At 34.0% G+C, this 22473-nt stretch carries 21 protein-coding genes; 2 read left to right on the forward strand and 19 right to left on the reverse strand.

From position 1 onward, the window contains the following. The first annotated feature begins 2 nt into the window (after positions 1-2). Positions 3-1157, forward strand: a complete 1155-nt coding sequence (locus tag ABS766_RS10930) for a DUF4105 domain-containing protein (RefSeq protein WP_408085192.1) — start codon at positions 3-5, stop codon at positions 1155-1157. 53 nt (positions 1158-1210) lie between these two features. Further along, positions 1211-1957, forward strand: a complete 747-nt coding sequence (locus ABS766_RS10935; protein WP_408085193.1) for a tyrosine-protein phosphatase — start codon at positions 1211-1213, stop codon at positions 1955-1957. A 12-nt stretch (positions 1958-1969) separates the two neighbouring features. Here ABS766_RS10935 and ABS766_RS10940 read toward each other — a convergent pair whose 3' ends face one another. The 19 genes from ABS766_RS10940 to ABS766_RS11030 all read right to left on the reverse strand — a co-directional run bounded on the left by ABS766_RS10940 (position 1970) and on the right by ABS766_RS11030 (position 22443). Then, positions 1970-4360, reverse strand: a complete 2391-nt coding sequence (locus ABS766_RS10940; RefSeq protein ID WP_408085194.1) for a GumC family protein — start codon at positions 4358-4360, stop codon at positions 1970-1972. Positions 4361-4363: 3 nt separating this feature from the next. Then, positions 4364-5155 carry a polysaccharide biosynthesis/export family protein gene (locus tag ABS766_RS10945; RefSeq protein ID WP_408085195.1) on the reverse strand — a complete coding sequence of 264 codons (792 nt, stop codon included), beginning with the start codon at positions 5153-5155 and terminating at the stop codon, positions 4364-4366. Positions 5156-5270: 115 nt separating this feature from the next. Next, positions 5271-6422 carry a UDP-N-acetylglucosamine 4,6-dehydratase family protein gene (locus tag ABS766_RS10950; protein WP_408085196.1) on the reverse strand — a complete coding sequence of 384 codons (1152 nt, stop codon included), beginning with the start codon at positions 6420-6422 and terminating at the stop codon, positions 5271-5273. Between the two features lie 19 nt (positions 6423-6441). Beyond that, complete coding sequence (locus ABS766_RS10955; RefSeq protein ID WP_408085197.1) at positions 6442-7581, reverse strand: DegT/DnrJ/EryC1/StrS family aminotransferase; 1140 nt, start codon at positions 7579-7581, stop codon at positions 6442-6444. Between the two features lie 6 nt (positions 7582-7587). After that, positions 7588-8169, reverse strand: coding sequence for a sugar transferase (locus ABS766_RS10960; protein WP_408085198.1), 582 nt, complete (start codon positions 8167-8169; stop codon positions 7588-7590). Between the two features lie 33 nt (positions 8170-8202). Then, a complete protein-coding gene (locus ABS766_RS10965; protein ID WP_408085199.1) occupies positions 8203-9558 on the reverse strand; it encodes an undecaprenyl-phosphate glucose phosphotransferase in 1356 nt (451 codons plus the stop codon). Positions 9559-9795: 237 nt separating this feature from the next. Continuing rightward, positions 9796-11034: a WcaI family glycosyltransferase gene (locus tag ABS766_RS10970; RefSeq protein ID WP_408085200.1), complete on the reverse strand. Its 1239-nt coding sequence runs from the start codon at positions 11032-11034 to the stop codon at positions 9796-9798. A 2-nt stretch (positions 11035-11036) separates the two neighbouring features. Continuing rightward, entirely contained in the window at positions 11037-11486 is a 450-nt protein-coding gene (locus ABS766_RS10975) for a VanZ family protein (protein WP_408085201.1), read from the reverse strand. 6 nt (positions 11487-11492) lie between these two features. Next, positions 11493-12518 (reverse strand): UDP-glucose 4-epimerase GalE, encoded by a 1026-nt coding sequence (gene galE / locus ABS766_RS10980; protein ID WP_408085202.1) that lies wholly within the window; start codon positions 12516-12518, stop codon positions 11493-11495. Between the two features lie 11 nt (positions 12519-12529). After that, entirely contained in the window at positions 12530-13480 is a 951-nt protein-coding gene (locus ABS766_RS10985) for a UDP-glucuronic acid decarboxylase family protein (protein WP_408085203.1), read from the reverse strand. 33 nt (positions 13481-13513) lie between these two features. Beyond that, the gene (locus ABS766_RS10990) at positions 13514-14104 is read right to left on the reverse strand and encodes a WcaF family extracellular polysaccharide biosynthesis acetyltransferase (protein ID WP_408085204.1); all 591 of its coding nucleotides are present in this window, start codon (positions 14102-14104) and stop codon (positions 13514-13516) included. Beyond that, positions 14104-15273, reverse strand: a complete 1170-nt coding sequence (locus tag ABS766_RS10995; RefSeq protein ID WP_408085205.1) for a glycosyltransferase — start codon at positions 15271-15273, stop codon at positions 14104-14106. Before ABS766_RS10995 ends, ABS766_RS10990 begins: the two co-directional genes overlap by 1 nt. Next, the gene (locus tag ABS766_RS11000; protein ID WP_408085206.1) at positions 15270-16373 is read right to left on the reverse strand and encodes a glycosyltransferase family 4 protein; all 1104 of its coding nucleotides are present in this window, start codon (positions 16371-16373) and stop codon (positions 15270-15272) included. Before ABS766_RS11000 ends, ABS766_RS10995 begins: the two co-directional genes overlap by 4 nt. Positions 16374-16422: 49 nt before the next feature. Beyond that, positions 16423-17703, reverse strand: coding sequence for a hypothetical protein (locus ABS766_RS11005; protein ID WP_408085207.1), 1281 nt, complete (start codon positions 17701-17703; stop codon positions 16423-16425). Positions 17704-17725: 22 nt separating this feature from the next. Beyond that, positions 17726-18976 (reverse strand): glycosyltransferase family 4 protein, encoded by a 1251-nt coding sequence (locus ABS766_RS11010; protein WP_408085208.1) that lies wholly within the window; start codon positions 18974-18976, stop codon positions 17726-17728. A gap of 16 nt (positions 18977-18992) precedes the next feature. Continuing rightward, entirely contained in the window at positions 18993-20033 is a 1041-nt protein-coding gene (locus tag ABS766_RS11015) for a glycosyltransferase family 4 protein (protein WP_408085209.1), read from the reverse strand. Position 20034: 1 nt separating this feature from the next. After that, entirely contained in the window at positions 20035-21171 is a 1137-nt protein-coding gene (locus ABS766_RS11020; protein ID WP_408085210.1) for a glycosyltransferase family protein, read from the reverse strand. Continuing rightward, the gene (locus tag ABS766_RS11025; protein WP_408085211.1) at positions 21171-21647 is read right to left on the reverse strand and encodes an acyltransferase; all 477 of its coding nucleotides are present in this window, start codon (positions 21645-21647) and stop codon (positions 21171-21173) included. Before ABS766_RS11025 ends, ABS766_RS11020 begins: the two co-directional genes overlap by 1 nt. Before the next feature lie 148 nt (positions 21648-21795). Beyond that, entirely contained in the window at positions 21796-22443 is a 648-nt protein-coding gene (locus ABS766_RS11030; protein ID WP_408085212.1) for a sulfotransferase family 2 domain-containing protein, read from the reverse strand. Positions 22444-22473 lie beyond the last annotated feature (30 nt).

Genomic DNA, 22473 nt, shown 5'->3' on the forward strand with positions numbered 1-22473 from the left:
ATATGGCCCGCCTGAAATTTTTTCTTGCTGCTTTTATTATTTGCCTTACCGTTTTACAATCTTATGCCCAGGATGCACGGCAACCTGGCAACAATACTACTACAGTAAGCCTGCTAACCTGCGGTCCGGGTAATGAGCTCTATTCTGTTTTCGGACATACAGCCATACGCGTAAAAAACATAAGCCAAGGCTTTGATGTAGTATTCAATTACGGAACCTTTGATTTTGATACGCCTAATTTTTATCTGAAATTTGTAAAAGGTGATCTTAAATACTTTGTATCGGTTAGCGCATTCCAAGACTTTTTATACACCTATCAATACTATGACCGCGATGTTTTTGAACAGGTACTTAACCTTAGCCCGGTACAAAAACAATATATAGCAGAAGAACTTAATAACTCCCTGTTGCCGGAAAACCGTGAATACACCTATAAGTTTATTGACCGTAACTGTACTACTATGGTTGCTGATATAATTAATAAACATATTGATGGAAAAATATCATTACAAAACAGCGATTCCGGTAAAACCAACCGTACTATCATTTACGAAAACCTGGATAATAAATTTTATGAAAACCTGGGAATCAATCTTATCTTCGGCCATAGAACTGATGTACCTATGTATAAACTCTTTTTACCAAAGCAGTTATTAGAAGGTGTAAGCAACACAACAATGCCAAATGGCAAAGCCCTTGCACAGCCTGTTACTACTATTTATAAAAGCACCACAAACCAGGAAAAAGCTGCCTGGTGGAACAATTTTTATACTTATGCAATTGCATGCCTTTTACTTATGGTTGGCAGCCGCTATGCGCTTCTGCGTAACACACTGCTTGCTATATTAGGGTTAATAGGCTTTTTCTTTTGTTTTGTTGGATATTATTCTTATCACGCCGAAATAACACAAAATTATAATGCTCTGCTTTTCAATCCGTTGTTTTTAGTATTGCTATATTATAGCCTTTTTAAAAAATATAAATATGCCAAAGTGGTTGGAAGCATCTGTTTATTACTGGTAATTTTATACGTAATTATAATGCTTTCAAAACCTTATTTATTAATGGTCTTACCATTAATAGCCTTGGTTATTGTTGTTATATTTGCAAGTATATGGCCTAAACAGCTCAAAACTGTTGAATTATATAGAAAATAAAAATAATGGCCACTATTGGCTCGTGTTTCATTATTTTTTTAAAAAATAGTACTGTGCTTTTCTTCAAAAAACCAAAAATTACATTAGCTGAACTAATCCCGGATAATTATGTTGATATACATTCACATCTTTTACCCGGTATTGATGATGGCGCTACAGATGAAAATCATTCCCTGTTATTAGTTAACAGGTTAAGAGAGCTGGGTTTTTCGCAGTTTATCACTACACCTCATGTTTTACCAGGTGTATATAATAATACTACAGAAGATATAAAAGATAAAGAAAAGCTTATTGCTTCATTCTACAAAGATCAGGGAGTATTAAATCCCTTTTCTGCAGCCGCAGAATACCTGATGGATAATGTATTTTTAGACCGTTTAGCAACTGACCCACTGCTTACATTAAAGGACAACCATGTATTAGTGGAGATGTCATACATTAATCCACCGCTACAACTTAAAGAAATTATTTTTGAAATTCAGATGCAGGGATATAAGCCTGTTTTAGCACATCCTGAACGCTATTTGTTTTATCACAAAGCATTTGATGAATATCAAAAATTAAAAAAGGCAGGATGCCTTTTTCAGTTAAATCTTCTTTCTGTTACAGGGTATTATGGCAAAGCTGTATTAGAAATTGCTAAAAAACTTCTTGATAAAAACCTAATCGATTTCACAGGTTCTGATACGCATCATGAGCGGCATATAGAATTTTATAAACAATCAGTACGATTAAAAGAAACAGAAATGATAGCTTTTAAAAATGCATTGCAAAAAAACGCCCTATTTAAATTAAAATAGGGCGTTTTATAATTAATTTCTTTTTCCTAAAATTCTTTCTTTAAATGTTTTTGGCTTTTTTATATCCGGGCCATAACCATAACCATAACCATAGCCGTACCCATAGCCATAGCCATAGCCTTTTTTACCACCTGTATCATTGAGCAAAATTGCCATATTAGGTAATTTATTTTCATTATAAAGCGTTTCAGGAATAGTAAGCATTTGTTTTTCAAGATGATTCGCACGGGCAACATATACAAAGGTATCTGCATATTTAGCCAATATAAGTGTATCAGTTACCAAGCTAACCGGAGCCGTATCCACAACAATATAGTCGTATTCACCTTTAAGTTTAGTAAAGAGATCATCAACTTTTTTGCCCATAAGTAATTCGGCCGGGTTAGGCGGAATAATACCGGGAGGCAAAATATAAAAATTTTCAAACCCCTCCTGTTTAAAGATATATTCATCAACATCAGTATCTTTAGATGACAGGTAATTTGTTAAACCTTTTGATGGAACACTTATATATTCATCAATTTTAGGATTACGTACATCCATCACTATCAATAATACTTTTTTCCCTGTAAGTGCAAGCGTTGCAGCAAGATTAACCGAAATAAAAGTTTTACCTTCTTTTGGTATAGTTGAAGTAACAAAAATAGATTTCGCTCTGTTATCCGCAATATTACTAAGCATAAACTCAAGGTTTGTACGAATAATACGTAAAGACTCTGCCGTAGCAGAACGGCTGTGTAAGCTTATTAGTTCATTATTAAATTCTGTTTTAGGTACGTTCCCTAAAAACGGAACAGATATATTTTTAAGGTCTGCCTGACTATGTATTTTAGTATCAAACATTTCGCCTAAATAAATCACTCCAAATGGCAAAAACAGACCTAATAAAAAAGCACCAAGATAAATTATATTCTTTTTAGGTGATACTGGGTTATTGCTTCCATAAGGGTCATCTATAATTTTAGAATTTGCAGCTGTAACCGCCATATTAATAGCGTTTTCTTCCCTTTTTTGTAATAGGTATAAATAAAGCTGCTCTATAACATTTTGTTGCCTATATATAGACCTGTACTGGCGCTCCTGCTCAGGCACACGGCTAACCTTGCCGCCAAATAAACTTTGTTGTTTTAGTAAATCCTGCCTCTGTACCTGTAGTGATCGCTTTTGATTATTTAAACTTTCAATAATCCTAACCTTAGCATCTCCAATTTGCTGGTTAAGCAGTATAACTGATGGATGTTCAGGGTTATTACCCCCTTCAATAAAACGCTGCCTTTTGAAAATAAGATTATTATACTCATTAATAAGTTCAATAGAACTGGATTCTTGAGGAACAATATTAAGAGGTATTACATCGTCAATGCCTGACTTCTTCAAAAAATCCAGCATTAAATCTACAACACTTAGTTGTGTATTTAATTGTATAATTTGACTTTGATAGCTAGCTGTGCTGTTAACAAATAACTCAGCATTAGCAGCAAGATCTGTAATTTCATTATTTTCTTTGAAATTTTCCATCCTACCTTCTACTTTGTTCAAGTCATTTGTGATCGAATCTATTCTCTGATTTATAAAATCATCAGTTTTTTTAGCTACTAAATTTTTATCTTTTATATTTTCATAATTATAATTCTCTATAAGCTTGTATAAATAATCAATAGCTCTTTCTTTTACGGGATCAGTAATAGTAAGACCTAATATTGTAGTATCATCCCCTATTTGAGATACGCCAAGCCTATCTCTATATGATGATGCTAACCCATCAAGCCCCAAAACATTAACAATGTAATCTCCTTTGATATTACGATTATCAGTTTTAGAAACCTTAATATTATATCCTTCCATTTTAATTTTTTGATCAAAACCATATTGGCCAATGAGGTTTTCATCAATATCTTTTAGATCAAAGGTATTAGAATCTTTAACTTCAATTCGTAAAGCAGGAATTCCGGTAGTATTAATAATTCTGTCTGAAGCATCAGAAAGAGTAAGACGTATAGGTGAATTTTTATACAATTCTATTTTAGAAATCCTGCCTTCTTGAAAGTATTTTATGTTTAAGCCAAGATCCCAAATTGTTTTCTTTGCTAAAGATCTTGATTTTAATATTTCTACTTCGTTAGATACATTACTTCTTAAATTTCTAACAACACCCAAATCGGCAAAAGCATTCAATTCTGATGCTAAACCGCCGTTTTTTTCATCTTTAATAAGCACTGTAGAAGATATACTATATAAAGGTGAAGTATATCTTAAATAAAAATAAGCGCCTATCAAGCAAACCAATACGCTTAATACAAACCATGGCCAATGAATGATATATCTCCTGAAAACATCCTTTAGGTTGAATTGATTTTCATTAGCTATTACAGCTTCAGTATTAATATTTGAATTAACCTGCATAATTTATCTTGTTATAACAGTATAGAATGTTAACAATAATGATATGGAAGAAATAAATATAGTTAGATTACGCCCCGCTCCGGATTGATTCCTTGCATATTTATTAGGCTCAACTACAATTAAATCATTTTGTGTAATATAATAATAATCCGAATTCATAAATTCAGTATCCCTTATATCAATATAATTATATGTTTTAACACCTTGTTTTTCTCTTATTACCAGTATATTTTCACGTTGTCCAAAAATAGTAAGGTCGCCTGCCATTGCTAGGGCCTGGGGCAGTGTAGTCTTATCCCCATTAGTTGAATAAATACCCGGCCTTCCTACTTCACCTAATATAGTAAACTTGAAATTTATTATTCTTAGATCAACAATCGGTTTAGTTATATAAGGTTCAATTTTTTTATTTAGTAAACTTAAAGCTTCTACTTGTGTAAGCCCTCCAAGTTTTATTTTACCTATCACAGGAAAATCAATATTACCTTCTTTGTCTATAAGATATGAAGCACCAGCTGGAGCAGTTGCGCCTGTTGCTGACCCCATTTCAGCACCAGTATCTGCAGTGGCTGTTGTTTGGGTAGCGGCAACATTAAATGGTAAAGCAAGTTCCTGATAAGGATACGGGGCATTTACAGTTATTAGCAACCTGTCATCTGGCTGAAGCTTTGCTGAATACTCAACAGTTTGTAGATTTGTGTCTGCAATATTTTGAAAGTACGCTATTTTCTTTCGGGGGACACATGAACTGCAAAAAATTACTATCGTAAGCAGAAGTAATATTTTTTTTACCATCAGGAATAGTTTAAAATATTAAAGTAATTAATAGTGTAATATGCTAAGAGGCTTCGGGCAAAGATAATATTTTTGTTAATATATAAAAGTCATTGAATAGTTATTATTACTCTCCCTAGTATTCATCAAAATGTTTGTATTTAGAGTTTATACTTCTAAAATCAGGTATAAATTTTTTCATTTCACTAACCGTAGCATTAATATCAAAAGCTTTAGCCTGCTTCACCATGTTCCTGATACTTTTTAGCACATGTACATACTCCATTGGTTTTTCTTCGGCAATCATTATAGAAGCATTATGTGTAGGTAAAATTTTAGTATCATTAGTTACAAGCTCTTCATTCAGCTTTTCACCGGGGCGTAAACCTGAGAGTTTAATTTCTATATCTTTATTAGGCACCAGCCCTGCAAATACAACCATCTTATGGGCCAGGTCAGCTATTTTTAGAGGTTTACCCATACTAAATATATATATTTCTGCACCGTGACCCATAGCACCAGCTTCTAAAACAAGTTGGCAAGCCTCTTTTATCGTCATAAAATAACGCTCCATATCAGGATGTGTTAACGTTATGGGGCCACCACTTTGTATTTGCTTTTCAAAAACAGGCACTACAGAACCATTACTACCTAAAACATTACCAAAGCGGGTAGTTATAAGTCTTGTACACTTTTGAGGTTGTTTAGAAATTTTATTATATAACGCCTGTACATATTTTTCTGCAATAAGCTTGCTGGCTCCCATAACATTACCTGGATTTACCGCTTTATCTGTACTTATAAGTACAAAAGTATCTGCAGCATATTTACAGGCCAGGTCTGCTAAAATTTTTGTCCCTAAAACGTTAACAAATATTGCCTGAACCGGATTTTCTTCCAAAAGCGGTACATGCTTATATGCTGCTGCATGATATATTATGTCTGGCCGGTATTTTTTAAAAATTTCTTTTAAAATCTTTTTATGAGTGATATCGCATAATACGTTATGAAACGCTGTAACCCCCTGCAGGGATTCCATTTCGCGGCTTAAAAAATAGAGTGGCGTTTCTGCCTGATCAAGCATTATAATACTTTTTGGAGAAAACTGCACAACCTGCCTTACCAATTCACTACCTATAGAACCTGCAGCACCCGTTATTAATATCACCCTATCCTTTACCTGTGATAAAATTAAATCATTATGCAGCACAACGGGTTCACGGTCAAGTAGATCCTCAAGCTCGTAACCCGTAGGCTTTTTTTGATATGATTTATTATTATTCTCCATGCATTAATTACAATGTATATTAAAACAGAAATTCGCGCAGTGTGCTAAAAATCCTCTCCTTTTCTGTATCTGTCAACCCTGATCCTGAAGGAAGGCATAGACCAGTATTAAATAATTTTTCTGCCACATCACCACCTACATATTCTGCATCTTTAAATACGGGCTGTAGGTGCATTGGTTTCCATAATGGGCGTGATTCTATATTTTCAGATGAAAGTTTCACCCGTATATTTTCGGGCACAATACTATCCTCACTTGGATTTACGGTAATAGTAGTAAGCCAAAAATTACTATAGCAATCAAGGCTATATTCCTCCAAAACACTTATCTGTTGAGTAGCGCTAAAAAAATCGGCATACGCTGCATGATTTTTTCTTCGTTTAGCAATATACGTATCAAGCACTTCCATTTGTCCTCGCCCTATAGCTGCGGCTATGTTGCTCATCCTGTAATTATACCCAATTTCATCATGCTCATAATAAGGTTTGTCTTTCTTTGCCTGCGTAGCTAGGTGTACAGCTCTTTCCTTAAATTCTTTACGCTTTGTTATTAAAGCTCCGCCTCCTGATGTAGTTATAATTTTGTTACCGTTAAATGATAGTATACCAATATCGCCAAAAGTTCCACAATATTCACCACCATAACGGCTGCCTAATGCTTCAGCGCTATCTTCAAGCACTGGCACACCATATTTACCTGCAATATACATTATATCTTTTATCTTGCACGGCATGCCATACAAATGTACTACAATTATGGCTTTGGGTAATTTTCCTTTTTGTGCTTTTGTTTTAAGTGCCGTTTCAAGGCAATCTGGGCACATACTCCAACTCTCGGGTTCACTATCTATAAAAACCGGAATTGCACCAGCATACAAAATGGGATTGGCAGAAGCAGAAAAAGTAAAACTCTGGCAAAACACCTCATCTCCTGGCTGTATTCCCAACATAATAAGGCCTAAATGAAGCGCTGCCGTACCAGAATTTAATGCTGCCACGTGTACTCTATTACCAAGGTATAACTCTAAATCTTTTTCAAAAGCTATTATGCTTGGGCCTACAGGAGCTATCCAGTTATCTTCAAAAGCCTGCTGTATATATTTCTGCTCATTATCCCCCATATGAGGGGGCGAAAGCCATATTTTTTGCGGTTTTGCCATACAGCATTATTTAAAATAATCCTCTTTTGGTTTTATACCTGTAAAGGTATAGCACAATATTTTTATATCCAGCCAAAACGTACGGTACTTTAAATAATTAAGGTTAATACGAAGTTTGTCAGGGAAAATAACTTCATCATTATAACGCTGTGAGTCCTGAACTTTGGCTAAAATCTCTTCTTCATTTGAATATTTCAAACTCGCAGGGCCTGTAAGTCCGGGTTTTAGTTTTAAAATTTCGCAATATGGCTCGGTGAGGGTATCATAATAGCCCGGCACATCAGGCCTCGGCCCCACAAGGCTCATGCTGCCAGCAAGTATATTTAATAATTGTGGAAATTCATCAATTTTAAACTTACGCATAAATCGCCCAAAGCAGGTAACCTTTTTACCTTGTGCAGTATCTTTCATAGACCTGAGCTTAATTATTTTAAAGGGTCTGCCATAACGCCCTATTCTGCTTTGTATAAAGAAACCATTTTTGCCGGTATCAATCATTGCGATGAAATAAAAAAGCAGTATAGGTATAAACAAAAGTAGTAAACCCAACAAAGCAAACACAATATCAAATACACGTTTTACAAGCATTGCAGGATAATATATAATTTAGGATGTAATCCTCTAATATGCTTTATCTTCGCCTTTAACTATATTCCACACAGTAAGGTAAACAATTTTAATATCCAGAAAAAAGCTCCAGTTTTCAAGATACCATATATCATAAGATACACGGTTTTTAATATCAAGGTCTACTTCAATTTCACCACGGTAGCCGTTTACCTGTGCCCAGCCAGTTATACCCGGTTTTATGAGCTGCCTTACCAGGTAATTATTTATTATCTCCTGGTATTGCTCATTTTGTATGCTCATATGCGGCCTTGGGCCTACAATTGACATATTACCCATAAGTACATTCCAAAATTGCGGAAATTCATCAAGGCTGGTTTTACGCAAAATACGTCCAACGGGTGTAATGCGGCTATCACCTTTGGTTGCCATCTTTCTGTCAGAATCATGATTTACATACATACTCCTAAACTTATAGCACCAAAACTCTTTCCTGTCTCTCCCAAGCCTTTTCTGTTTAAACAAAACCGGCCCATTAGAATTTATTTTTATAAGTATGGCAATTATGGGGAAAAGCCAGCTGCATATTAGTAGTAAAACCAATAAGCTAAACACCATATCAAAGGTTCTCTTAATAACTTTGTTATGGGTTTCTTCAAGAGGTTCTTTCCTTAATGAAACTGTGGGTATATTTCCAAACTGCTTAAATTCATAGCGGTTATAAAACTGAAAATGAAAATCGGGTATAATTCTTACACGCATACCGGCCTTATCAACTACATGCGTTATTTCTTCTATCTCATTAATGGTTATACCCGGTATGGCAATAATAACTTCATTAACCGAATGCTTTTTTAAATAATCACCTAAACTGGGCATACTGCCTAAATATGGCCCTAATTCGCAATCTTTCTCAGAGTCTTCAAAATAACCAAGTATATCATATCCCAGGTGCGGATTATGATTTACCAGCTGATAAAACTGCATAGCCGTATTACCGTGACCAAGAATAATTACATGCCTGAGGTTATACCCCTTCTTTCTTAAATAAAGTACAAACCGGTTTATAATATATTTTTCTGTAGCAAAACAAACACTTAAAAAAACAGCATAAATAAACACAAAATTGGTAGGAAGAAATGTATTAAAGAAAAAGGAAACTGTAACCACGGTAAGGCATAACATGGCCACCCCTTTTAAGGTTTTATATATCTGGATAGAAAATCCCGGCCTTATCCTGTGGTCATTATATAATTTACTTGATGTACCACTAAAAAACCATACAAACAAAAGTATAAGAAGCAGGAAAAATTTTGTTTTGGCGCTAACTAAAAACGCATCGGGGCGCACAATATAAATGCATAAAATATAGGTAAAAGCTACAACCGATAGGTCAGCTATTAATCTCACCAGAGATATCTTATTAAGGTATTGTTGCATTATTACAATGAATTAAACTTTAAAAGAATTATTTAACCTTACAGTCTTATCTTTTTATCATATTTTTTTCTTATGTAGTGAAATGCAATCAGTGTAGTTTTGTATCATAATAGAGTTTGGCTGTTTATTTAGGCAAAGATTAAATTTTTATTGTAGCAAATTTACATTAATATGTATTAATTAACCTATTAACGTAATTTATAATAGTCAAGAATTATTTATAATATCCTTAATATCTTCCTCAAATTTTAGTAATATGCTTTGCTTACTTAAAAACTGTTCCGCATAAGCCCTTGCATTTTTTTTGTAGTGGGATAAATCATTATTTATAGCTATATCAATACTTCTGCCTAATTCTTCAACAGATTCAGGCTCAATCAGAATACCCATATTATATTCATCAATAACGGTGTGTAATGATGTTCCCGGTTCTGCTGTTACAATAGCACAACCGCCTGCAGCCAGTATACCTGTAAGTTTACTCGGCATTACCAAGTCTGCCGCTGACTTTTTTTGTAAGACAAGGTGCACATCGGCTGTAGCCAATAAGGCCGAAAGCTTTTCATAAGGCTGAAGCGGATAAAACTTTACCTGTGTAAGCCTTTTATCGTTAACCATTTGTTGCAGCTTTTCTTTTGCACCACCCGAACCTACAATTAAAAAATACACATCTTTCCTGTCTTTATACTGCCCGGCTACTTCTATAATGCTTTCCAGCCCTTGCTTTTCTCCAAGATTGCCGGAATATAGTATCACTTTATCCGTTAAAGATATACCGAATTCGCTTCGTAGTGATTGCTCAACAGGTAATGGCTTTATATTATTTTCATCAACCCAGTTAGGAAAAAGTATCTGTTTTTGTTTCTTAATTCCTTTTACTGCAATTTTTTGCTCCATGCCCAGGCTTATAGTACTTACCCTGGTGCTTTTACTCAAAATAAAATGCTCTAGCGAAAACATTATATCAAGAAACGTTTTGTTTTTGATCATTTCAAGCTCTTTAGCAGCATCCACCTGAAGATCCTGAACGTGCGATATCATAGGTACATCTCTGTACTTTGAATAAAGCAGGGGTAAAAAACCAAGGTGAAATGGTGGTGCCACACAAAAAACTAAATCAAATTTCTTCTTAAAAAATAAAAATTTCAGCCACACCGGCACTATATTCAATATAAACGAAAATTCGTGTATAATTCTTTTTTTAGAATCAACCTGCTCCGGAACATATAGCGGTATACGGTGTACTTTTGCACCATCAATATTTTCGGTATGCCATTTTTTACCCTGATATGCAGTATGCACTTTCCATTCCGGGTAATAGGGCACTGCAGTTACCACATGTATGTCATGCCCCCGCCCTGCAAGCCAGCTACCCATTTCACCGGTATATTTTCCTATTCCCGTAAGTTCAGGGCTGTAGTTTATTCCAAAAATTAATATCCTCATTTTTATTTTTTATCCTTACGCAAATAATTAAACAGGCCTAAACCAATTAATCCGCCTGTTGAATTTAAAACCATGTCATCAATATCAAATATTCCTATTTTTAGCAAAAACTGCAATGTTTCTATTAACAATATGCAACAAAACATTACAGTAAAAACCCTTAATGTACCAAAGCTTTTTTTAGTAACAATATACAAAGCAAATGGAAAAGGTAAGAATAAAAAAATGTTACCAATCAATTCCTCAAGTAAAAATTTTTTTTGAGAAATATGCTGTTGGCTAAAATTTTGAAATTCTGCTATTTTATTTGAAAACAAATTCAGGTTAACATTATCAACATCTAAAAACCTTCCTTCTATCCGTTCATTTAAAAACATTGTTAAGTAAACTAAAGCAATCATATACATATAGGCCAAAACTTTAGCCCATATAACATATGGCAGCTTTTCCATAAACAACTATTTAAATGGATTTTCTTTAATATATTTTTCCCATTCCCATGCAGATTTCATCATTTCATCAATGCCTAAACCTGCTTTCCAACCTAATACAGCAGCCGATTTATTTACATCACCCCAAACTTTTTCTACATCGCCCGGCCTTCTTGGGCCAACAGAATAGTTAAGCTTAACCCCCGTAGACGATTCAAAGGCATTTACTGCCTCAAATACTGATGTACCTTTACCTGTACCCAGGTTAAATACTTCATAATTAGATTCAGAAACTCCGCTTTCCATTCTCTCTATTGCGCTTACATGCGCTTTGGCAAGGTCTACTACATGAATATAATCCCTCACAGCACTGCCGTCTGGTGTGTTATAATCATCACCATAAACTGTTATGGGGCCACGTTTGCCTATGGCAGACTGTGTAATAAATGGCACAAGGCAGTTAGGCACACCAATAGGCAATTCTCCAATAAGAGCTGAATCATGCGCACCAACCGGATTAAAATACCTTAATGAAATAACATTCAAAGTGCTGTTAACATCGCAAAAATCTGAAAGGATTTCTTCACCTATTTGTTTTGTATTACCATAGGGTGACTGAGCCGGCTTAACCGGGGCATCTTCGGTAACAGGAAGCTCTTCCGGTTGTCCATAAACAGTACAGGAAGATGAAAAAACAAAATTTATTTTTTCATTTATATTTTCGAGTATGTTTATTAACGAATAAAGGTTGTTTTTATAATACTTCAGGGGTTTTTGCACTGATTCTCCCACAGCTTTAAAGGCTGCAAAGTGTATAATTCCACTTATGTCTTTATGCCTGCTTAAAAAATCTTTAACCTTATCTGATTCACAAAGATCCAACTGCTCAAACTCCGGTCTTTTACCTGATATTTTCTCTATCTGATCTAAAATTCCAGGGCTTGAGTTAGAAAAATTATCCACTATAATTACATCATATCCAGCCGTAAACAGCTCTACTACTGTATGCGAACCTATATAACCTGTTCCTCCGGTAACCAGTATTTTACCCATAACAAAGACGTTTATTTGGCTCTTTTTAGATATTCATCAAAATATTCTATTGTTTTCATCAGTCCTTCCCTAAGTTGTACTTTAGGTTCCCAACCAAGTTCTTTTTGGGCAAGTGTAATGTCCGGCTGTCTTTGCTTAGGATCGTCTTTAGGCAAAGGCATATAGGTTAGTTTAGATGATGAACCCACAAGATCAAGCACATTTTCAGCAAGTTCAAGCATTGTAAATTCGTTAGGGTTACCTATGTTTACCGGGCCTGTAAAACCTTTTGGCGTATTCATCAGCCTTACAAAACCTTCTATCAGATCATCAACATACTGGAAAGATCTTGTTTGCTGGCCATCACCAAAAATCGTTATATCTTCCCCTCTTAACGCCTGTACAATAAAATTAGATACTACGCGGCCATCTTCAGGGTTCATCCTGGGGCCATAAGTATTAAATATTCTTACAATTTTAATATCCACTTTGTTTTGGTTGTGGTAGTCCATAAAAAGTGTTTCGGCACAACGTTTACCCTCATCATAGCAAGAGCGTATACCAATAGGATTAACATTACCCCAATAGCTTTCCCTTTGTGGGTGCTCATGCGGATCTCCATACACCTCACTGGTACTTGCCTGAAAAATTTTTGCATTAACACGTTTGGCAAGGCCGAGCATGTTAATGGCTCCCATTACAGATGTTTTTATAGTTTTTATAGGGTTATATTGATAATGTACAGGGCTTGCCGGACACGCCAGATTATAAATTTCATCTACCTCAGCAAAATAAGGTGATGTTACATCATGACGTACAACCTCAAAATATGGGTTATCCATAAGATGTTCAATATTTTCTTTAGCTCCGGTAAAGTAATTATCAAGACAAATTATTTCATTGCCTTCGTTAAGAAGCCGCTCTGAAAGGTGCGAGCCTAAAAACCCCGCTCCTCCTGTAATAAGTATTCTTTTTTTTGACATAACTTAAGTCGTTTAGTTATTGATTTTGGTAATCTACCATCTGTGTTTAATAAATACTGCCGGATTCCCCCTGTATATGCCATTAGCAGCTACTGGAGATGTTACTACAGAACCTGCTGTAACAACACTATCAACACCTACTACAACATTTGGCCCTACAAAGCAACCTGCCCCAATCCAGCTTCCTGCTTTTATCGTTATAGGTCCATTGCGGTAAGGCATTGACGGAACTTTAAAGTTATGATTGCCTCCACACAAAAAGCTGCGTTGGCTTATACATGCATTGTTCCCTATTACCACTGGTTCAAAATTTAAGATAAATACCTCTTCACCTATCCATACATAATTTCCAATAACTAGCTTCCACGGAAAATGTATATTAACCCTTGGTTTTATTACAACCCCATTACCCACTTTTGCACCAAAACACTTCAGTAAAAAAACTTTAAATGATGATGGAAAAGGCAATGCCGAAAGAAAAAAAAACACTTTAATAAGATACCAGCTTAACTCTTTTAGTTTGCCTGCCCCACGCTTAAGACCTATAGAAGAATCAAATTGGTCAAGCCTTACCCTGCTTTGGCTGTGTAATTCACTTTCTGTAGTTCTTGTTTTCTCCACCATTATCCTTTTAAAGATGATACAAGTTTTTTTGCTGCCTCTTTAACTGTAAAGTTATTTTTATACAAACTATTTGCGTTTTGCCCCATACTATTATTATCGCCTTTTTTATAAAAGTTTAGCCACTCATTTAATAAAGCATCAATTCCAAGCTGTGTATCTTCTCCTACAAAACCAGCCCTGCCATTAACAATTTCTCTCCAGATGTTTACTTTATTAGTTATAAGTGCCGGTTTACCACATGCAAGAGCTTCAACCAGTGCTATGCCAAAATTTTCCTGGTGGCTTGGTAATACAAATACTTCGCAACCATAAAAAGCCCCCCATTTAGCATTACCTGTTAACATTCCCGGAAAATATATATCTTTTGTTTCTTCTGCAGCCTTACTGAGCCTTTTACCAAAATCTGTATCCATACCCGGTCCGGCTACAACTAGTGCCGACATTTCTGGGTATTTATTTTTTAGGGAAATATAAGAATTTAATAAGAGGTCTACCCCCTTTTTTTCATGTATACGACTAAGAAATAAAATATAAGGCTTCTCTGTAACCTTTGGGCATAATTTTAAAAAATCCTGTTTCATTTGAGGGGTATATACAGGCGGTTCCTGTATTCCATAACTAACATTGAGTTCTTCTTTTGGATGATATGGAGTGAAAGTTGTCCTGGCAAGCAAAAGCTCCTCTTCACAAGTAAATAAAACCCCTGTGGCATTGTTAATTACCCTTCCTTCAATCAACTTATAAAAAACCCAGTTTCTAATTGCTTTTAAACGCCTCTCTTTCGCCTTTTGAAAGTAGGGGTCTAACATTCCATGCGGCATTATGTACAGCTTAGGGTATGTAGCTGTATTTTTTTTATATTTTTCCCATGCTTTGTATGTACCATAACTATGATATAACCATAAACCGTGAACAATAACGGCATCAAACCTTGAAAAATTCTTTGAAAGCCAGCTTTGTAATTCTTTGTTATATGCATATGGCCCCTTTGGCTCTCCCAAGGCATGAATTTTAAAATCTTCGTTTAAATAGTCGCTATCAGGGTCATCAAAACAAACAACTTCATTGTGTATACCCATAGCTTTTAATGCCGGTATACTATTTCTAATCCCTTGGCAGGGACCACCCTCTTTAGGATTCATTGATTTTATAACACGAAGTATATTCATAATGTTTCCTCTACTATCTTTTTATAAATAACTTCAATTTTGTCTAATGTTTTTTTAGAGTCAAATCGCTTTACATTTTCCAGACCAGATTTAATATACTGTTCTTTTTTATCCAAATTGCTTATAATTTTATCAGCAGATAAATCTGCCCATTTCTCTTGCTCAGTTTGGGGCATTTTGTCAATTAAGAGCGCTGCTTCACCGGCAACTTCGTTCATTGGGGCTTCGTTAGTAGTAACCACAAAGCAACCACTGGCCATTGCCTCTATAATAGGCCAACCAAAACCTTCTGCAAGGGAAGGAAACACAAATATTGAAGCGCCCGAATAGGCTTTTTTCAAAATATTATCCGACACATTATTAAGTATGTGGATATCATTTTTATAGGGTGATTTATCTTTTTCATTAATAATTTTCACAGAAGGCTCCGGCCCTATCATCACTAAAGGGAGTTCTATATTTTTATTCCTTAAGCTATTGTAAATTTTAATAACACCAGGCCTGTTTTTATACCACTGATTTCCGCCTACGTGCAAAATATATCCTTCAGAAACATCTCTACCAATTTGCTCTGTAATCGTTTCGCGACTCTGGTTTATATCCAGCGGATGAATATCCTGATTGAGGCTATTATATACAACAGCTGAAAAATGTGGTTTGTCATTTTTTAAAAAAAACAAGAGGTCGTCCTCAGTTTTTTTAGATATGGAGATAAAATTATTGCCTTTACTATATCCCTTTCTTATGAATTTTTGATATATTTTTCCTGTAGATGATGTAGGGTTTTCCGCAATTAATCCGAGTGCGGAACGCTGTGCCAAAAAATCATGGCAATGTATTATATGTTTTGATTTTTCAATTATAGGAACATAGGGTCCTAAAGCATGGTCTGTAACTACGTATAAAGTATCATTAGACATTTTACTAACCATTTTTTTTAACCCTTTTGAAAAAATAATGTATTGATCAATATACCCCAACCACTTTTTTAAAGAAACAGGTACCGGTAATTTATAAACATTTGGTTCCGGCCTCATTATTTGCACATCATGCCCTCTATTTCTCATTCCCTCAGCAAGCCATTGAGCATACTTTGGCATACTGTTAGATTTGATGAATAGTGGATGTGAAATAATTATAATTTTCAATTTAAATAGATTTCTTATTATTAAATGCAGCGATAACCAAGCCCCCTGATAGTATTGCAAAACCAAGTGAAGTGGGTTGTGCCCATTGTCCTTGTAAAATATTTACAAAAGCAAAGCTCATAATCATCCAAGGCAGGATATTTTTATACTTGATATTTGTAACACTTACTTTAAGCATAGAAATTACTAGTGAAAATCTGAGTAATATTGTAAAAAAACCTAAGATTCCCATTTCTTCTACCAATCTCCCCCATTCACCTTCAATCCTAGTACGTACAACACCTAGTGCAGCCGCTACATTGCTACCGATACCTATTCCTGACCCCCAAATAGAAAAATTAGGATTTGTTATAGCTCTAAACATACCCCCTAAAAATCTGTCCCAAAAGGTTCCCTCCAAGCCCCCTTCAAACTTACTTGCTGAAGTGAATCTCTGTGAAAATGCTGAAGTGGCAGTTTGAAAGATATCAGACTTCTCTAGAAGAGGCTCTAATAATATAACACAAATTATTACTATAAAAATACCCCTAACAAACTTTCCAATATTTCTTACATATGCTATTGAGTAAAAAAACAGACTAAGAATAACCATAAAAAGAACTGACCTACTTATACTAAGAGGAATAGCGAAAATTAAGGCAATTGTGGAAGCTATTAGCAAATATTTAGAAACAATTTTTAAATTTGACCAAAAATATAATATGAATGCTGCTACCAACCCATAAAAAAGAGATAAGCCAACTGTAAATGAAAAAGTGCCAGGAACCCTAAAATATTCTCCTGTACCCTGAAAACCACTCCCTTCTACATCACCACCAAGACCTCTATTTACCCAAGCAGATTGGGGACTAAAAAACTGCACCCCGACAAGCAAGGTCATACCAATATTAATCCATAATAAAACTTTTCCCATCTTTATAATATCATTCTTCTCAAAGATTTCACCTATTATAAATATAATTGGAAAATGAAAAAAAGTAATCCTCAAACCATATATTGCGACAACTATATTACCATGCCCTGCTAGTAATGCCATTATAAAAGACAATGTAGTAATCATCCACATTATTATTACATAATTATTTGGTTTCCATATGTGCTTTTTTAAGGACATATAGATTAGAAATATTGCTATCGGATCGCGAACAATTAAAAGGGGTGCTGAAAGCCCAGGGAGAACCCACTTGCGTAAGGCTCCTTCAAAAATCAACAAATAAAAATATATCCATATTGCTGTTTTTAAAGGTTTAATATATTTATTATATTCAAGTTCTCTCAGCATTCTTCCTAAAGCCTTTACGCATCTAATTAATTATTTCACTTATTTTTTCAGCAACCTCTTCACCATATAATTTCCAATCTCTTTGTTTAGCTGTTTCTAATGCCGCCAATCCGTTCTCTTTTATAAGATTCCTGTTAAGTAATATTTTTTCCAAAGCAGCCTTTAGAGCATCTGTATTTCCTGCTTCAACTAACCATCCATTTTCATTATCTGTAATTAAATCAAGACCTGCAGTACGATCAGTAGTTATTACGGGAACCCCCTGAGACATTGCTTCAGTAATAACCAAACCAAAACCTTCGAATAATGATGGAAACACGAAAACATCTTGAGTCCTCATCAATTCTAGTATTTTATTATGTGGAAGTGTAGGGATATAGGTATACTTTATCAATTCTTTTTCCAGGGCCTCGCAATATCCCCCCATTTTTCTACCTACTATAGTCAATTCTATTTGACCAGGAAAATATTTTACTGCTTCAAATAAATTAGCAATTCCTTTTCTCTGAGATAAGCCGCCAACAAATAAAATTTTTAAGAGCCTATTTGCGTTATTATATATTTTACCTTCAACAACTTTTGGAAATGCATAAGGAATTACAGATATTTTAGGAAGTTTTCCGGGATAGTCTTTTAATGTACTAGCCGTAAAGGTACTCGCTACAATAATATGGTCAGATTCAGCTATTTCAGCATCTTTGCGGATTAATTTTTCATCAGAGTCTTTAAATGCTAATACAGTACTTGCCCACTCTGGCCATCTATTTATTTCTTCTTTCATTAAACGTCGTGCAGCCTTCCAATATCCAATTGGTAAATCATAAATACATATCATATTATTCTTTTTGCTTTCCATAAAGCTGTAGTAAGCACCATCTTCATAAGCATATACGGCAGCCGTATTCTTCAATTTACCTGATTTAATAAGATCTGCTGTTTTTCTATCAATATACTCACAAACTTTATCTACACTAAATTTACCGGTCTCGTGCGTTGTAAGTTTGAGAAAACCGGCTTTACCTGCCAACTGTCTACCAATTTCCTTTAGGCCATATGTGTAAGTATAAGGCTGCAGATCAACATCAAAGCTTCTTTTATGTAATTCATGCAAAGCATTAACTTTTCCTGATATATTATACAAACCAGTATCAGGAAAAGTAGCTACTGAAGTCACAAAAGCGGCCAGCATATCTTTATCTTTTACCCCCCTTACAACTCCTCTCAAAAACTCATTGCCGAATGGGTGTGTAACAATTACTTTTTTTTTTGTCATAAATTGTTCTAACATTTTAATTATCGATACAATCGCTTTTGTAAACACTCAATATAACATCATAATATTTTTTTGCAACAACTTCAGGATGATGATTTATTAAATGATCATTGAATCTTTTTCTAATAAACCTCTCCAAATCTGGATTTTCTAATAAATACTTAACCTTTTCAAATAGTGACTTCTCATTATTTCTTTCAAAAGAAATACCAGCATCACCAATAGCATCAATTAACCCACCATCATCAGAAACAATAGGCAAGCAGCCACAGGCCATCCCCTCTAAAGCCACATTACCAAAAGGTTCTCTCCAACGAGAAGGGACAAGAATATATTTATGTTGGTTTAAAATTTCCACTAAACTTTTACCTTTTAGAATTCCTGTAAAAGATATATACATTTCTAAATTATATTTTGCAACAATTTTGTGCAAATTCATTTTTTCAGGGCCATCACCTATTATTGTTAATGTATAATTTTTCGACTTGTTATTTTCAATTAGTAATCTCAAAAGATTGATTGCCATATCAGCACCTTTATCAGAAACTAATCTTCCTAAGAATACAAAATCCTTGTTTTTTTCTACCCCAAAATTTTTAAATAAATCTACTCTATATGGATTTCCTATAACAATTGCATTCTTAAATGTTAACTCTTTAACTTTATTACTTACAGCAATTACAGCATCAGCTTTATTCAAGCCCCATAATTTAAGCTTATCCTGAAATATAAGACTACCATCCATACGGCTAATCCATGTTCTTATAGCAATAACCTTCTTTTTACTAGTAATTATTGTTGGCCACGATAAATTAAGACTTGGATTATTCTCAAATATTACATCTGCCCATAAATGTTGTTTTACTAACTCAAAATTATTTGGTTTTCTAATTATAGGATAAGGAAATACTTTATCATCATTCGTAGATATTTGAGAATTAGTAATTAACCGTATTTCTGCCCCAAATTTATTAAAATATCCAGCTAAAATTTCAGAATTGATTTCTATACCGCCAATATCAGGATAAAAATTATATGATAAAAAAAGTATTTTCATATTAATTATATTTGTTTATATCTTCCAAAAACTGTAAAGTTATAGCATGCGGATTTATTATATTTCTTGCATGTAATGCCTTTTTCTTTGCGAATTTTATCGATTTAAATGATGGTTTTATAACTATAGCTTCCTTTAAATTATTTTCAAAAAACCCAATTCCTAAATGACTATATCGAGTCTTTATAAAAGGGGCTGCAACAGGTATACCATGCTCGAAAAAGCCAGCAACACTGCCACTTTTACCTAAAAGGTGCTGAGGAACTGGTGATATACCCAAATCACATTGCTGCAATGCCAATGATATATCATTTTCATCTAAATAACCAGTTGATATTATTTCTTTAAAAAGATCTCTGAAAGGTTCAAATTCATTAACAAGATTTAAAACTTTATCTTCATTGCCTCCAATAATTAAAATATTGGCTTTAATATTATGACTGGATAAATCTAAAGCTAAATCAGAAAGAAACGAAAAGATTTCTTTCCGATATGTAACCTGACTAAAAAAACCAATTGTAAAATTGGTATCCCCAACTTTATGAGCATTTTTCATTTTATTACTAATTTTAATATTAGAAAATAACGGTAATGATGAACTACGTATGCCTATTTTTCTAAGTCTCTTCATATATAATGGTACATGAGTATGGGAAATCTTTGGGCGTAATAATATTTTGAGCATTATTATAGATATTTTTTGCAAACAAGATAAGAATATGCCTTTAATATCTTTATCCTCAACCCAAAGCTCATGATACATTATATGTACATTAGAATTAATAATAAATGGTTTGATTGTTCTTGCTAAATTTAATGGTATCCCTTTAGTGTGATATGCATAGGGTACAAATTGCAAGCTAATCCACTCAGGAGTAGTTTTTTTTATAAATGCAAAAATCTTTTCTTTATCTAATTTGTTTAATTTTTCTCTTTGTGGAATCCTCAAAGTTTTTATATACACATTATCTATATACTGTTCATCTTCTAATATATGAGTTGTGTTTTTATCTTTAAGAGAAAGCAAACTGACATTAACATTTTTTTTTATCAATTCAGATGCAAATAGCCTCACATAATCTCCAACGCCATTTTTTCCAGGTTCTAATGAACCACATATAAAGAGTATATTCATCATTAAGTTCTTTGTCCAATTTTCCTGGCAGGTGTACCACCCCATATTTCATTTTCGGGTATAGATTTTGTAACAACAGCTCCGGCAGCAATTACCGCACCATTACCGATAGTAACACCTTTTAAAACTATTACGTTTACTCCTATCCATACATTATTGCCAATAGAAATTTCATCATTAATTGTTTTTTGTATTCGCATAAGCGCAGATAGTTCCATACCATGGTCATGGTCTATAAATTTGCATCCTGAAGCTATAAGGCAATCTTTACCAATTGTAATCTTCTGGCTTATATTAAATTCGCAACCTTTACCTATAAATGTATTATCTCCTATATGTATGCTGTAGCCTTTACTCCATGATCCACAATGCTTAAAGAAAATTGAATTCTCGAGAGAGCAGTTTTCTCCTATGTTAATCTTATTGGGCCAAGTCATTTCAATATTATGAGGTACATTGGTATTATTACCAATCTTCATACCTAATAAATTACAATAATAAAACTTTCTCATGCCATTAAATAGCTTGAATTTATAATTATAATTATAATTAAAGAGAAATGTTTGAAAAAATTTCATCATCAAATAATATTACAAGTAAATGTACATATACATAAAAATAAGGTTGCTATAATGCCGTTTCATATCCAAATTGATCAAAATCTTCCTGATAAAACTTTTTTGCAAGTTCTATATCTTCATCTGAAGTATAAGCTTCTCTCCAGTCTTTATGCTTTCTGGCATTTTTTTTTGGTAAATCAAACGGTACTCCTATTTTACTACAAATAAATTCAAAATCTTCATTTATATTCTCTAAACGACCAACAAAATCAACATTGAAGTTTCCTTGCTTGTCCGTCAAATAAGATAGTTGCGTTGGCTCCTGAACTTTGTCAAGATTTTTAATCATAGTTGAAAAAGAACCATAATCATTAATCTTTTTATACCAAGGATGATCTGGATGTGCTAAAATATGCAGGTAAAAAGAATAAAGTCTATCAAGCGGATGCCTTACAAAAGCAAATTTGAAAGCATTATCTAATGCTTTAGCAGATAAAATCTCACTTACTTTTTTATAAGTTGTATGAGAATCATAAGTTCTAATAGCATTTAACCCTAAAACATTACAAAAGTTAGGGAAAAATTCCAGTCTTCTGGCTATAAAATTAATTGCGCCTGGATGCCCTCCGTATGGTTGTAATACAGATCTGATACTTGTACCTGCAGTTTTTGGAACATGTATAAATAAAAAATTTTTTGAAGATGAGTAAATCATATAGTTGCTTTGTTTTTATAACTATTTATG

It is taken from the genome of Flavobacterium rhizosphaerae, from assembly GCF_046000445.1.
Taxonomy (GTDB): Bacteria; Bacteroidota; Bacteroidia; order Flavobacteriales; family Flavobacteriaceae; genus Flavobacterium; species Flavobacterium rhizosphaerae.

Bases quoted from the DNA above. Each gene is read 5' to 3' on its own strand.
- ABS766_RS10930 (WP_408085192.1), top strand. From the start codon at position 3: ATGGCCCGCCTGAAATTTTTTCTTGCTGCTTTTATTATTTGCCTTACC.
- ABS766_RS10940 (WP_408085194.1), bottom strand. From the start codon at position 4,360: ATGCAGGTTAATTCAAATATTAATACTGAAGCTGTAATAGCTAATGAA.
- ABS766_RS10945 (WP_408085195.1), bottom strand. From the start codon at position 5,155: ATGGTAAAAAAAATATTACTTCTGCTTACGATAGTAATTTTTTGCAGT.
- ABS766_RS10950 (WP_408085196.1), bottom strand. From the start codon at position 6,422: ATGGAGAATAATAATAAATCATATCAAAAAAAGCCTACGGGTTACGAG.
- ABS766_RS10955 (WP_408085197.1), bottom strand. From the start codon at position 7,581: ATGGCAAAACCGCAAAAAATATGGCTTTCGCCCCCTCATATGGGGGAT.
- ABS766_RS10960 (WP_408085198.1), bottom strand. From the start codon at position 8,169: ATGCTTGTAAAACGTGTATTTGATATTGTGTTTGCTTTGTTGGGTTTA.
- ABS766_RS10970 (WP_408085200.1), bottom strand. From the start codon at position 11,034: ATGAGGATATTAATTTTTGGAATAAACTACAGCCCTGAACTTACGGGA.
- ABS766_RS10975 (WP_408085201.1), bottom strand. From the start codon at position 11,486: ATGGAAAAGCTGCCATATGTTATATGGGCTAAAGTTTTGGCCTATATG.
- galE (WP_408085202.1), bottom strand. From the start codon at position 12,518: ATGGGTAAAATACTGGTTACCGGAGGAACAGGTTATATAGGTTCGCAT.
- ABS766_RS10985 (WP_408085203.1), bottom strand. From the start codon at position 13,480: ATGTCAAAAAAAAGAATACTTATTACAGGAGGAGCGGGGTTTTTAGGC.
- ABS766_RS10990 (WP_408085204.1), bottom strand. From the start codon at position 14,104: ATGGTGGAGAAAACAAGAACTACAGAAAGTGAATTACACAGCCAAAGC.
- ABS766_RS10995 (WP_408085205.1), bottom strand. From the start codon at position 15,273: ATGAATATACTTCGTGTTATAAAATCAATGAATCCTAAAGAGGGTGGT.
- ABS766_RS11000 (WP_408085206.1), bottom strand. From the start codon at position 16,373: ATGCCAAAGTATGCTCAATGGCTTGCTGAGGGAATGAGAAATAGAGGG.
- ABS766_RS11005 (WP_408085207.1), bottom strand. From the start codon at position 17,703: ATGCTGAGAGAACTTGAATATAATAAATATATTAAACCTTTAAAAACA.
- ABS766_RS11010 (WP_408085208.1), bottom strand. From the start codon at position 18,976: ATGACAAAAAAAAAAGTAATTGTTACACACCCATTCGGCAATGAGTTT.
- ABS766_RS11015 (WP_408085209.1), bottom strand. From the start codon at position 20,033: ATGAAAATACTTTTTTTATCATATAATTTTTATCCTGATATTGGCGGT.
- ABS766_RS11020 (WP_408085210.1), bottom strand. From the start codon at position 21,171: ATGATGAATATACTCTTTATATGTGGTTCATTAGAACCTGGAAAAAAT.
- ABS766_RS11025 (WP_408085211.1), bottom strand. From the start codon at position 21,647: ATGAAGATTGGTAATAATACCAATGTACCTCATAATATTGAAATGACT.
- ABS766_RS11030 (WP_408085212.1), bottom strand. From the start codon at position 22,443: ATGATTTACTCATCTTCAAAAAATTTTTTATTTATACATGTTCCAAAA.